Raw genomic sequence first — 12,877 nt, 5'->3', positions numbered from 1 at the left:
GCCCTCAACCTAACGGATCCGACCAGCCGGAGAGGTGAGCGCGCCGCACGAGTCGCCGTCGAGCCCGGCCATCCACTCGACAGTGCCCGAATGCCACGCGCCATGCGTCGGTGGTGACGAGTCGGTGGTGACGAGCAACCACCCCGGGGTCATCCACAGGGCCCAGCACGCGGGTCGGGGTTCACTGACCGGTGATGTGCATATCCCCGCCCGACATGTAGAGCCGGGCGTTGTCGGAGGCCGTGCCGCGCATCTCCACCCGGCGGATCTCGCCCCCTTCGGCCTCCGCCGGGCGCAGCTCCGCGAGGAGTTCGCGCAGGTCGCGTTCGAGCGCCGGGTCTGCCGCCAGCAGGCGGCGGAGCCGGGCCCGCCACTCGGCCGTGAGGTCCTGCTCGGCCTGGTCCTCACCGGCCTCGCGGGCCCTCAGCAGCTCTGCGCGGGCCTCGACCAGCTCCGCCTCGACGATATCGGCCTGCTCGGGCCGGACGCGCCGCCACAGGGCGGCGACCCCTCGCCTGACCTGCTCCCAGCCGTCGGTCGCCAACAGCCCGACCACCGTGTTCGCGGCCGACGACGCCAGTGCCACCAGTTCCGGATCCATCCGGGCCCCCTTTGCCGCTCCGTCCTCCATTGTGCTGGACGAGGCGGCCGGGGCGAGGCGCTCTGACAGGAACTCGCCCAACGATGCTGGCCGCTATGGAAGTTGGGGTGGCCCCGCCGGGCGAGCCGGGTGTGAGGGGAGCAGGGCCGCCGGCAGTAGGGCGAGGGCGGTGAGTGCGGTCAGGACCGGCAGGGTGGGTCCCATTGCTGCGCTCACGCCGGTGGGCCGGCTGCTCGCGCTGGCGGCGATGGCGATGCCCAGGGTCGGGCCGATGTTCATGGCGGTCTGCTTGAGCCCGCCGATGACCCCGGCGTACCGGGGTGGCGCGTCGCCGACGACGGTTCCGGTGGCGGTGACCATGACCGTGGCGAATCCGGCGCCGAGTACGGCGAAGGCCGTGCCCGTGGCCGTCCCGGCGCTGCTCGGACCGAGTCGGGACAGCCCCGCGATGCCGAGGACGATGAGGACCGTACCGGTGATCGCGCTGCGGCGCGGCCCGTGACGGCGCAGCGCGGTGCCGGCGACGGGGGCGCCGAGGACCATGAACACGGTCAGGGGAAGGACGCGCACGCCGCTGACCAGCGGGTCGAGGCGGAGTACGTCCTGAAGGTAGAACGTGGCCGTGAACAGCGCGCCGAACAGTCCTGCGGAGGTGACCAGCAGGAGCGCCATCGATGCCGTCACCGGTCGGGACCGGGCCACCGCGTGCGGCAGGATCGGGTGCACGGTACGGCGTTCATGCCAGGCCAGGATTCCTGCGAGAGCCGCGGCGCCGCCGAGCCCGAGCAGCGTCGGCGCGCCGGCCCACCCGTGCGTGGGGACGCCGGCCAGGGCGTGGACCAGGCTGGCGAGCGCGGTCGCGAGCAGGGCCGCGCCGGCCAGGTCGAGCCGCTGGGGGCCGGTGCGTTCAGGGCGGGGCAGCCGGATGGCGAGCGTGAGCACTGCGATCAGAAGTGCGATCGGGGCGTTGAGCCAGAACACGGCGCGCCAGCCCAGATGCGCGACGAGCAGACCACCGAGGAGCGGACCGGCCCCTGCGGCCACACCGATCGCGCTGGTACGGATCGCTACTGCCGCGCCGAGCCGCTGTGCCGGGTACGCCAGCCTCAGCAGTGCGAGCGTCGACGGCTGGAGAAGCGCACCGAACACGCCCTGGGCGGCGCGTAGGCCGATCACCCAGCCCGTGCCGGGCGCCAGCGCGATGGCGCCCGAGACGGCCCCGAAGCCGAGCACGCCGACGAGCAGCAGCCGAGCGTGCCCGTACCGGTCTCCCAGCCGCCCGGCGATCACGAGAAGCGATGCCACCGCGAGCAGGTATCCGGTGCTCGTCCACTGGACTTGCGCCACGCTCGCGCCGAGGTCCCGCTGCAGGCTGGGCTGCGCCACCAGCAGCACCGTGCCGTCCAGCGCGACGAGCATCGCGCCGGCCACGCTGACCAGAAGGGCGAGGCGCCGCCGTATCGGTGCGCTCACGAATGCGCCTGGCCGAGATGAGCGTTGAGCACCGCGGCGACGAGGTCGTCGAGGCGATCGCCGCGTGGCGCGCCGCCGGGCGGCGAGGTGTCGAGGGCCAGCTGGAGGCTGCCCCACGCCCAGAGTTGGGCCATGCCGTGCAGGTTCGACCACAGGGCCGCGGCCGTCACGGCCGGCGGTGGCGCGGTCTCGCCCGGGCCTCCGGTGCGGCGCGCGGTGTCCTGCTCCGACCGGCACCGGGCGACGAGGGCGACGATGCGCTCGAACAGCGGGACAGTCGACTCCCGCAGCCGCCGCTCGCCCGAAGCATGCTGGTCGCTGTCCAGCAGCTCGTGACGGAACATCAGCTCGAACATGCCGCGGCGTTCCAGCGCGTATGAGATGTACACCCGTGCGACAGCCTCCAGTTGGGCCCGTGCCGATCCCGTTCCGGTGACCGCGCCGGCGAACCGGGCCCCGAGGTCCTCGAAGCCGCGCCGGGCGATCTCCGAGAGCAGGGAGTGGTGCGTGGGGAAGTACCTGCGCGGCGCCCCGTGCGACACCCCCGCCCGACGGGCGATCTCGCGCAGCCCCAGCGATGCCGAGCCCTCCGCCAGTACGAGATCCACCCCGGCGTCGATCAGCCGCTCCCGAAGAGAGCTCTCAGTTTCCATGGACAGTGTCTACCAGCGTCGCGTAGACACTGTCTACTCACTTCCACGCCTCCTGCCGACACGACGGCTGACGGACCGTCCATTGGGGGCGCGCGGCACACCGTCCCCCCGGTCCGCGGCCGTCTCGGTACGCGGGGCCTCGTGACCCGTGAGGACTGCACACCCCATCAGTGACAGCCGTGACTGTCGCCGCGTCCGCCGGGCGTGACACGGTCGGGTCTGCCGCCGACCGAGGGAGCAGGTGTGAACAAGGGGTACGCCGCCTTCTGCGACGCCGACCGCTGGTTCTACGACGCGCCGTACCGGCGGGCCGAGGAGAGCTACCCGGCCGCCCTCGCCCCCATCCCGTCAGGGTGGCGATCGCACCGCAGCGGCGACTGGCTCGCGCTGCGTCCCGTCGCCGCCGTGCTGCCCGCGCAGGGCTGGAAGATCCACATCTCGGCCACGCTCGACAACGCCGAATCGCTTCTCACGACGGTGTACGAGTACTGCACAACCCGGAGCATCGCCTTCAAGTTCATACCGAGCCGGTACCTGCTGCACCTGCGCAACGCCAAGTACGCCGACCGTGCGGCGAGCGGGAAGTTCATCACCGTGTACCCGGCCGACGAGGAGCAGTGCCGCCGGATCGCCGAGGACCTCGACGCCTCGCTGGCGGGAGCGGCCGGCCCGTACATCCTCAGCGACCTGCGCTGGGGCGGCGGACCGGTCCACCTTCGCTACGGCAGCTTCACCCTGCGGCACTGCTACGACGAGCGCGGCGAACTCGTCCCGGCGATCGAGGCTCCCGACGGGCGGCTCGTACCGGATCCGCGCGGGCCGGTGTTCCAGCCGCCAGAGTGGGTCGAGCCGCCCGCCTTCCTGAAGCCGCACCTCGACGCGCGCTCCGCCGTCACCCTGACCGGCATCCCCTTCACGGTGGAGCGGGCCCTGCACTTCTCCAACGGCGGCGGCGTCTACCTCGGCAAGGACAGCCGCACCGGCGAGCCCGTGGTACTCAAGGAGGCCCGGCCGTACGCCGGCCTCGCCGCCGACGGCGCCGACGCCGTGACCCGGCTGCACCGCGAACAGGCCGCACTGGAACGGCTGGCGGGCCTGGACTGCGTCCCCGCGGTCCGCGGCACGTTCACGGTCGGCGACCACCACTTCCTGGTCCTGGAACACCTGGCCGGCAAGCCGCTCAACACCTACTTCGCCCGCCGCCATCCGCTGATCGAGGCGGACCCCGACCCCGCCGAGCTCGCCTCGTACACCGCGTGGGCGCTCGCGATCCACCAGCGGGTGACGGAAGCCGTCGACGCCGTCCACGCCCGCGGGGTGGTCTTCAACGACCTCCACCTCTTCAACATCATGGTGGCGGAGGACGAGACCGGTGAACCCGCCGTCGCACTGCTGGACTTCGAGGCCGCCGCGCACGTCGACGAGGGGCTGCGGCAGACGGTGGCCAACCCCGCCTTCGTCGCCCCGGCCGAGCGGCGCGGGTTCTCCGTCGACCGCTACGCCCTCGCCTGCCTGCGGCTCGCCCTGTTCCTCCCGCTGACCAGCCTGCTCGTCCTGGACCGGGCCAAGGCAACGCACCTGGCCGCCATCGCCGCCGAGCAGTTCCCCGTAGCGCGGCGGTTCCTGGACGAAGCCGTCGAGGAGATCCTGTCCGGCGCGCCGCAGCCGGAGCAGGGCTCCCCGGGCGGGCGCCTGCCGGCACCCCGCGGGCCCTACCTGCCCGTCGAGCCACGGGACTGGCCGGCCGCCCGTACGTCGATGACCGCGGCGCTACGCGCGGCCGCCACCCCGGACCGCGAGGACCGTCTGGTCCCCGGCGACATCGCCCAATTCGCGACCGCCGGGGGAGGCGTCGGCTTCGGCTACGGGATCGCCGGAGTCCTCCACGCCCTCGCCGAGACCGACGCCGGGCCCTGGCACGAAGCCGAGGAATGGCTGCTCGACCGGACCGGGGAACCGGCCTCCGGCACCCCCCTCGGCTTCTACGACGGCCTGGCCGGCACGGCCTGGACGCTGAACCGGCTCGGACACCCCGGCCGTGCGCTCGCCCTCGCCGAACAGCTGCTGCGCCAGCCCTGGGAGAGCGCCGGCCCCGACCTGCACAGCGGACTCGCCGGCATCGGACTGGCCCTCGACGCGCTCGGGACGGCGAGCGGCGAGAGCGCACTGCACACCGCGGCCCTGCGCTGCGCCGAGCTGATCGCCCGGCCGGCGCAGCGGCCGACCCGTGCGGGACTGCTGTACGGCAACTCCGGCCCTGCCCTGCTCTTCCTGCGGCTGTACGAGCGCACCGGCGACAAGGAACTGCTGATCCAGGCCGGCCACGCGCTCCACCGCGACCTCGACCGCTGCGTCACCAGCGCGTACGGCACCCTCCAGGTCAATGAGGGCTGGCGCACGATGCCGTACCTCGGCGAGGGCAGCGTCGGCATCGGCATGGTGCTCGACGACTGGCTGGAACACGGCCCTGACGAGCGCTTCGAACAGGCCCGGCGCGAGATCGTACGGGCGGCGCAGGCGACCTTCTACGCCCAGCCCGGGCTGCTGCGCGGCGCCGCCGGAATGATCCTCTACCTGGCCCGGACCACCACGCCCGGCCCGGGCACCGGGCCCGGCGCCATCGCCCGCCAGATCGACGCACTGGCCCGGCACGCCGTGCCGTACCAGGGGCATCTGGCCTTCCCCGGCGAGCAGATGATGCGGCTGTCCATGGACCTGGCCACGGGCACGGCCGGCGCTCTCCTCGCCCTCGGCAGCGCGGCGCCCGGCGGGCGCGCACACCTGCCGTTCCTCCCGCCGCTGCGCGGTGGCGCGGCGGCCCCCAAGCCGGTCCCACCCGGGGCCGTGACCCATCGCACCACTCAAGAGAAGAAGAGGAATCTGACATGACGCTTCTTGACCTGCAGTCGATGGAGACCCCGAAGGAAGAGACCACCGAGGCCGCGATGACGGGCGGCGGCAGCCGGGCCAGCCTGCTGCTCTGCGGTGACAGCAGCCTGAGCATCACGACCTGTAACTGACCGGGTCACCTCGGGCCCGGGCGGTTCGCCGCCCGGGCCCGCACCACATTCCTGGAGGCATCCGCCGATGAGCCCCCCTGACCAGCCGGCCCCGGCCCCGGCCGGCGCCGCGGACCCGGCGGCGGGCCCGGGCTCCGCGGCGGCCGAGGCAGTGGACGCGGCCGAGGTGGTGGACGTTGTGGACGCGGCCGAGGCGGTGGACGCGGTGGACGCGGAGGACGCGGTGGAGGCGCGGGCGCGCACTGCCGACCGGGCGCTCGCGGCCGCCACCCGGCACAGCGCCGGTCGCACCGCCGCCGTCCTCGGATGCACGGTGGCGGCGGCCGCGGCAGCCCTCGCCGAACCCGCCGTCCTCGGCCATACCCTCGACCTGCTGCTCCGCCGCGCCCCGTCGGGACCCGCCTGGACCCTGCTGTGCGCCGGTGTCATCGCGGCCGAGGTCGCGCTGGACGGCGCCGCCGCACGGCTGACCGGCGAGGTGGACGGCCGCTCCACCGCCTGGCTGCGCAGGCTCGGGCTCGCCCGGCTACTGCGTACGGCCCCGCACCACGCGGCCCGGTACGCACCCGGCGAAACCGCCGCGCGGCTGACCGCGCACGCCGCCGAGGCCGGGAAGGTCCCGGCCGCCGTCGCGCACGGCGTCGCCGCACTGTTGCCGCCGCTCGGCGGAGTCGCCGCGCTCCTCCTCATCGACCTGTGGACGGCGCTCGCGTTCCTCGCGGGCGTTCCGCTGCTGGTGCTCCTGCTACGGGCCTTCGCGCGCGACTCGTTCACCAGCGTCGCCCGGTACCAGCAGGTGCAGCTCGCGACCGCCGGCCGCCTCGTCGAGGCCCTGGCCGGGGCCCGGACGATCGCCGCCGCCGGTACCGCCGACCGCGAACGCGCCAGGATCCTCGCGCAGTTGCCCGAGCTGGGCACCGAGGGCAGGCGCATGTGGCGCGTCTACGGTGGTACGACGGCCCGCTCCACGGCCCTCATGCCGATGCTCCTGTACGCGGTCCTCGCCGTCGGCGGCATCCGCCTGTCGGCCGGGGCCGTCGGGGTCGGCGAACTGCTCGCCGCCGTACGGTACGCCGGCCTCGCCGCCGGCGTCGGCGCCGTGACCGGCGGGCTGGCGGCCGTGGTCCGCGGCCGGGCCGCCGCCCGGCGGACCGCTGCCCTCTTCACCCTGCCCGTACTCGACCACGGCCGGGCGGAGCTGCCGGAAGGCGGCCCCGGCACCCTGGAACTGCGCCGAGTCCGGGTCGTACGCGGCGGATCGACGGTGCTGCACGACGTCAGCCTGGTGATCCCCGGTGGCATCACGGCGGCCGTGGTGGGCCGTTCCGGCGCGGGCAAGACCCTGTTGGCCGCCGTGGCCGGGCGGCTGACCGACCCCGACGCGGGACAGGTACTGCTGGACGGTGTGCCCCTGCGGGAGTTGACCGCCGAAGCGCTGCGCCGTGAGGTCGGGCACGCGTTCGACCGGCCCGTGCTGTTCGGGGACACGGTCGGCGATGCGATCGGGTTCGGCGCGGGTCCGGACCCCGGCCCGGGAGCGGTCCGCGCCGCGGGCCGGGCCGCGGTCGCAGACCTGTTCGTACGGCGCCTGCCCCACAGGTACGGCACGCGCCTCGCCGACGCCCCGATGTCCGGCGGTGAGGTCCAACGCCTCGGGCTGGCACGGGCGTTCTGCCACGCCGGCCGACTGCTCGTCCTCGACGACGCCACCTCCAGCCTCGACACCGTAACGGCCCGCGAGGTCGAGCGCGCGCTCGCCCACGAGATCCGGCCCGGCACCCGGATCGTCATCGCGCACCGCCTCTCCTCCGCCGCCCGCGCCGACCTCGTCGTATGGCTGGAGGACGGGCGCGTCCGGGCGACCGGCACCCACGACGTGCTGTGGCAGCACGAGCCGGCCTACCGGACGGTGTTCGCGGCCGACGCGGAAACGGAAGTGGCGCGGTGACCGAGACCGACGCCTGGCGCCGGGTCGCCCCCGAAGGGCGGAGGTTCCTGCGCGGCCGCAAGCGCCCTCTGGGACGGCTGGCGGCATGGTCGCTGCTGGAGTCCGCGCACACCTTCCTCGGCGGCTACGGCGTGGCCCGAGCCCTCGACGACGGTTTCCTCGCCGGTCGCACCGGGACCGGTCTCGCCTGGCTGGCCGTGGCCGGAGCCGGTGCGCTGCTCGGCGGGTTCGCGCTGCGCGGTGTGTTCGCCGGACTCGCGGACCTGGTGGAGCCGTTGCGGGACGGCCTGGTCCGGCGGGCGGTGCGGCAGGCGCTGGACCGCGCGATCGCCGACCCGGCGCGCGCTCCCGATGCCGGCGCGGTGTCCCGGCTGACTCAGCAGACGGAGATGGCCCGGGACTCGTTCGCGGGCCTGGTCCTGACGGTACGTTCGTTCGTGTTCACCGCCGTGGGCGCCCTCGCCGGCATGGCGGCGCTTGCTCCCGTGCTCCTGCTGATCGTGCTGCCCCCGCTGCTCCTGGGCGTGGCCGCCTTCCTGGCCACACTGCGCCCCATGGCCTCCGTGCAACGCCGCTCCCTGGACACCGACGAGGCGCTGTCGGACCGGGTGGGGGCACTGGGCGAGGGCCTGCGCGACGTCGTCGCGTGCGGCGGGCAGGCGGCCGCGGAAGCCCGGGTGGAGCCGCTTATCGCTACCCAGGAGCGGCTGGCGCGCACGCTCGCGCGCTGGGCGGCGCTGCGTACGCTTGCCCTGGGTGCGGCGGGACGGCTGCCGGTGGTCGCACTGCTGGCGGCGACGCCCTGGCTGCTCGGGCACGGGATCAGCGCCGGAACGCTGGCCGGCGCCCTCACGTACCTGGTACAGGCCCTGCTGCCCGCGCTCAACACCCTGATGACGGCGCTGGGTTCCGCCGGTACGCGCCTGCTGGTGGTCCTCGAACGCTTCTGCGATCCGCTGTCGCCGGACCCTGACGGCCGCCGCGCGAAGCAGCAGCCCACCACCCTTCCGGCCGGTCGCCGGACCGCCGCCGCTGCCGAGCTCCAGGGCGTTACCTTCGCGTACGGCCCCGGCGCGGCCCCCGTCCTCGACGACCTCGACCTGGTCGTGCGTCCGGGGGAGCACCTCGCCGTGGTCGGACCGAGCGGCATCGGCAAGTCCACGCTCACCGCACTGCTCGCCGGAATACTGGCCCCCGACGCGGGGACGGTCCTCGTCGCCGGTGCGGCCGCCCGCCGGGAGCGGGGTGCCCCGGCGCCGGACCGGAGGCGGACCCTGCTGCCGCAGCAGGCCTACGTGTTCACCGGCACGGTGCGGGAGAACCTGACCCACCTGTGCCCCGGCTCGGGCCCCGGAGCACCCGACGAGGCACAGGTACGGCGGGCCGTCACCGCCCTGGGACTGGACGGCCTCATCGACCGGCTCGGCGGTCTGGACGCCGAGGTGTCCCCCCGGCTGCTGTCCCGGGGCGAGAGCCAGCACCTCGCGCTCGCGGCCGCCTACCTCTCACCGGCTCCGCTCCTCCTGCTCGACGAGGCCACCTGCCACCTGGACCCGGGCACCGAGGAGCGTGCCGAACGGGCCCTCGCGGCCCGCGCCGGCACCCTCGTCGTCGTGGCACACCGCGTCTCGTCCGCGGCCCGCGCCGACCGGGTCCTCGTCCTCGACGGGACCCGCGCCGTGTGCGGCACCCATGAGGAACTCCCGGCCAGGTCGCCCCTGTACCGGGACCTGGTCGGGATGTGGAACGAGATCACGGACGAATGACGCGGCGCGGCTACCGTGCGCGGCCACGGTGGCGGATCAGACCCAGCCGGCCCGCCGGGATATCCGGATCGCGTCGATGAGGTTGCGCGCGCCGGTCTTGCGGGTCGCCGCGGCCATGTAGTTGCGTACGGTCCCGCTCGCCAGGTGCAGTGTGCGGGCGATCTCGACGATGGAATCGCCCTCGGCGGCCCGGGCCAGCACGCTGAGTTCCCGCGGGCTCAGCGGTACGGGGTCGGCCTCCATGAAGGCCGAGGCCAGCGAGGCGTCGATGAACCGTTCCCCCGCCGCGACCTTCCGGACGGCCCGCACGAGCCGCCCCGGTGAGCCGTCCTTGTCCACGTAGCCGCGGGCCTCGGCCTGGAAGGCCCGGTGCAGCGAGCCGGGTGCGTCCGCCGACGCCAGCACCAGCACCGGGGTGGGGGAGGCGAGGACCTGGCGATCCCCGCGTCCGTTGTCGGCCAGGACGGCCGTCGTCCCCGGACAGTCGAAGTCGACGACCGTCACGTCTGGTCGTAAGGACTCGGCCTGGCGTGCCGCGGTCCGCCAGCCCGCCGACGTGACCTCGAAGGACCCTTCCGATCTCAGCAGGGCGGCCAGGGCCGACCGGACGAGGCTGACGCTGTGCAGGACGAGGACCTTCGTCATCGTGTGCTCTCCTCGGTAGACGAACCAACAGCACCACGCGGCTGCCCCCGTACAGGGGCGATGGAACGTCACTGCGGGGGGCGTGCAGGGGCGCACGGGCAGCTTGGCCGAGACACTCAAGGATTCGGCTTCCGTTTGGCGGGTAACCCCCTTGAACACTGGCCCTCGAAGACTGGCCCCGCCCCACTTCCCCGGATCAGACCTGGCGCCACCGGGCCATCGCCCAGCAGAACACCCCGAAGAGCATCAGCCCGACGGCGACCGCGACCAGCAGCCACGGCCCCGCCGCGGTCCGCGTGAACGACCTCAGGGTGTCGTCGATGCCCTTCGCCTGCGCCGGGTCGTAGCGCAGCGCCGCGTACACGATGAAGCCGCCGGCCGCCGCGAACACGCTGCCCCGGGCCAGGCCGCCGGTCACCCCGAGGACGTCGACGGCCTTGCGCCACGGCGCCGGGACCCCGCCCATGGCGAGGTGCTCGCGGAAGCTGCACCGCGCAGCCTGAACCGCGATGACCACGCCCGCGATGGCGATCCCGAGCCCGGCCGCAGCCACCAGCCACCTGCCGGCGGGCAGGTCCAGAGCCTTCGCCGTCACATCGCGCGACTGTTCGTCGCCGGAGCGCCCGCCGCCGCCCGCCGCAAATGTGAACACGGAGAAGGCGACTACGCCGTAGAAGACGGCCCGGCCTGCCGAGGCCAGCCGCTTCCCGGGCTTGTCGCCCTCCGGTCCGGCCTCGCCGAACACCGCCTCCGACAGGCACCACAGCATCATGCACACGAGCCCGATGCCCACGGCCCAGATCAGCAGACCGCCGAGGGGTTTTCCCGCGAGCTCCTGGAGGGCCCCCTGCCGGTCGGCCTCCTTGCCACCGCCGCCACCGGAGACGATACGCAAGGCCAGCAACCCGACCAGTACGTACAGCACCCCGCGTGCCAGCAGCCCGCAGCGCGCCACGACCTCCCGCACCCCGCCGCCTCGGGAAGCGGCCAGCACACCCTTGCTCGCGGTCCTGCCTCTCATCGCCGTCAGACCTCACCCCGCCAGGCGCCCGTCTCGACTCCGCGCGACTCGATGAAGAGCTTGAACCGCTTCAGGTCGCCGGCGACCTGGCGCTTGACGAAGCCGAGCTTGTCGGCGGCCGTCTCGGCCAGGCCGTCCGGTACCCAGTTCATGTGCAGGACGACCTTGGTGGTGGTCGCGTCGATCGGCTGGAAGGTGACCAGCCCGGCCTGGCGGGCCTGCCCGTCCACCGTCATCCACGCGACGCGCCGGTCCGGCAGCTGCTCGGTGATCTGCGCGTCGAACTCGCGCTGCACACCATTCACATTCGTCACCCAGTGGGTGAGCGTGTCCGTGCGCTGGTCGATGCGTTCGACCCCCTCCATGAAGGCCGGGAACTCCTCGAACTGGGTCCACTGGTTGTAGGCCGTGCGTACGGGGACGTTGACCTCGACATACTCCTCGACGTGCGACATGCGCACCCCTTCCGCGTCGTCAGTGACCCCGCACCCCGCGGTGCGGGTCGCCCGCCAGGGCGTTTCAAGCGCGGCTACCCGCCTCCGACGGCCGCATGCGCCGGGCCGGGCACGACGGGGCCCGTGGTGTCAGCTTCAGCTCGCCTCCTCGGGGCAGGCGCGCGAAGTCCATGCCGCCTACATCCGCTGAGGGGATATGAACAGCGCACTTCGCTTGCTGACCGTCCTGGGGGGCTCGATCCTGCTCACCGTCGCGGCCGGATGGGCCGTCGACCTGCTGCTGCGCCGAGCCGACGCACGGCACCCCGAAACACCCCTGTGGAACCTGCTGCGCCGTTGCCGCCGGGCACTTCAGATCGTGCTGCTCGCGGCGCTGCTCAAGGGCGCCTATCCGCAGACCGCATGGCGGCCGCTGCGGGAGAACGAGGCCGCCGTGGGCCGTGTCCTCTCGCTCGCCCTGATCGGTGCGGGGGCCTGGCTGATCGTGGGCATGGCCTCCGCCCTCGTCGAGTCCGGATACGCGCGCTACGCGACCGGCACCCGTGACCCGGCCCGGGTCCGCCGGGTCCGCACCCAGGTGACCCTGATCATGCGAGTCGTGACCGCGGTCGTCGCCATGGTCGCGGCCGCGGCGATGCTTCTCACCTTCCCGAGCTTCCGCGCACTCGGCACCTCCCTGCTCGCTTCCGCCGGGATCATCGGAATCGTCGCGGGTGTCGCCGCCCAGTCGACGCTCGGCAACCTCTTCGCCGGCTTCCAGATCGCCTTCGGTGACATGGTGCGCATCGGCGACACGGTCGTGGTCGCCGGCGAATGGGGGGTGGTGGAGGACATCACCCTCACTTTCCTCGCCGTACGCACCTGGGACGAGCGCCGGATCACCATGCCCGTCTCGTACTTCACCACCCGCCCCTTCGAGAACTGGTCCCGCGGCGGCGTCCAGATGACCGGCACCGTCTTCCTCCACTGCGACCACTCCGCGCCCGTGGACCTCATGCGGGACAAGGTCCACGAGATCCTGCACCACTGCCGGGAGTGGGACGGCCGTGGCTGGGACGTCGCCGTCACGGAGACCACTCCCTCCACCATCGTCGTGCGCGCCATCGTCACGGCCAAGGACGCCGACGACCTGTGGACGGTGCGCTGCGCGGTACGCGAACAGCTGATCGCCTGGCTCGCGGAGAAGCACCCGGATGCCCTGCCACGGCTGGTCCTCGCGTCGGCACCCGAGGCCGACGGCGCACCGCTCGACGGCAAGACTCGACACCCTCGGTGACCCACGTGATGCGCTGTGT

At 73.6% G+C, this 12,877-nt stretch carries 11 protein-coding genes; 5 read left to right on the top strand and 6 right to left on the bottom strand.

Annotated features, from left to right (window positions below; all coding sequences use genetic code 11):
* Window positions 1-181: 181 nt before the first annotated feature.
* From J7I97_RS27765 to J7I97_RS27755, 3 genes are all read right to left on the bottom strand, one after another.
* Complete coding sequence (locus J7I97_RS27765; RefSeq protein ID WP_214939961.1) at window positions 182-601, bottom strand: hypothetical protein; 420 nt, start codon at window positions 599-601, stop codon at window positions 182-184.
* 93 nt (window positions 602-694) lie between these two features.
* On the bottom strand, window positions 695-2,074 hold the full coding sequence (locus J7I97_RS27760; protein WP_374195519.1) for an MFS transporter: 1,380 nt from the start codon (window positions 2,072-2,074) through the stop codon (window positions 695-697).
* A complete protein-coding gene (locus J7I97_RS27755; protein ID WP_214939958.1) occupies window positions 2,071-2,727 on the bottom strand; it encodes a TetR/AcrR family transcriptional regulator in 657 nt (218 codons plus the stop codon). The genes J7I97_RS27760 and J7I97_RS27755 overlap by 4 nt, the downstream gene beginning before the upstream one ends.
* A gap of 243 nt (window positions 2,728-2,970) precedes the next feature.
* On the opposite strand from J7I97_RS27755, the gene lanKC reads away from it, so the two are divergent.
* The 4 genes from lanKC to J7I97_RS27735 all read left to right on the top strand — a co-directional run bounded on the left by lanKC (window position 2,971) and on the right by J7I97_RS27735 (window position 9,461).
* Window positions 2,971-5,616 (top strand): class III lanthionine synthetase LanKC, encoded by a 2,646-nt coding sequence (lanKC, locus tag J7I97_RS27750; protein ID WP_214939954.1) that lies wholly within the window; start codon window positions 2,971-2,973, stop codon window positions 5,614-5,616.
* The gene (locus J7I97_RS27745) at window positions 5,613-5,747 is read left to right on the top strand and encodes a SapB/AmfS family lanthipeptide (protein ID WP_214939950.1); all 135 of its coding nucleotides are present in this window, start codon (window positions 5,613-5,615) and stop codon (window positions 5,745-5,747) included. The genes lanKC and J7I97_RS27745 overlap by 4 nt, the downstream gene beginning before the upstream one ends.
* 67 nt (window positions 5,748-5,814) lie before the next feature.
* Window positions 5,815-7,695: an ABC transporter ATP-binding protein gene (locus tag J7I97_RS27740; RefSeq protein WP_214939947.1), complete on the top strand. Its 1,881-nt coding sequence runs from the start codon at window positions 5,815-5,817 to the stop codon at window positions 7,693-7,695.
* On the top strand, window positions 7,581-9,461 hold the full coding sequence (locus J7I97_RS27735; RefSeq protein WP_214939944.1) for an ABC transporter ATP-binding protein: 1,881 nt from the start codon (window positions 7,581-7,583) through the stop codon (window positions 9,459-9,461). The genes J7I97_RS27740 and J7I97_RS27735 overlap by 115 nt, the downstream gene beginning before the upstream one ends.
* 36 nt (window positions 9,462-9,497) lie before the next feature.
* On the opposite strand, the gene J7I97_RS27730 is transcribed toward J7I97_RS27735, so the two are convergent.
* The 3 genes from J7I97_RS27730 to J7I97_RS27720 form a co-directional block, all read right to left on the bottom strand.
* Window positions 9,498-10,106: a response regulator transcription factor gene (locus J7I97_RS27730; RefSeq protein ID WP_214939942.1), complete on the bottom strand. Its 609-nt coding sequence runs from the start codon at window positions 10,104-10,106 to the stop codon at window positions 9,498-9,500.
* 196 nt (window positions 10,107-10,302) lie between these two features.
* Window positions 10,303-11,127 carry a DUF1206 domain-containing protein gene (locus J7I97_RS27725; protein WP_214939939.1) on the bottom strand — a complete coding sequence of 275 codons (825 nt, stop codon included), beginning with the start codon at window positions 11,125-11,127 and terminating at the stop codon, window positions 10,303-10,305.
* Between the two features lie 5 nt (window positions 11,128-11,132).
* On the bottom strand, window positions 11,133-11,582 hold the full coding sequence (locus J7I97_RS27720) for an SRPBCC family protein (protein WP_214939935.1): 450 nt from the start codon (window positions 11,580-11,582) through the stop codon (window positions 11,133-11,135).
* 196 nt (window positions 11,583-11,778) lie between these two features.
* Here J7I97_RS27720 and J7I97_RS27715 point away from each other — a divergent pair, with 196 nt between their 5' ends.
* A complete protein-coding gene (locus J7I97_RS27715) occupies window positions 11,779-12,858 on the top strand; it encodes a mechanosensitive ion channel family protein (protein ID WP_214939932.1) in 1,080 nt (359 codons plus the stop codon).
* Window positions 12,859-12,877 lie beyond the last annotated feature (19 nt).

It is taken from the genome of Streptomyces sp. ISL-87 (assembly GCF_018614095.1).
Taxonomy (GTDB): Bacteria; Actinomycetota; Actinomycetes; order Streptomycetales; family Streptomycetaceae; genus Streptomyces.
Note: the sequence above shows the minus strand (reverse complement) of the source record. Positions and strands in the feature narration are given on the sequence as shown.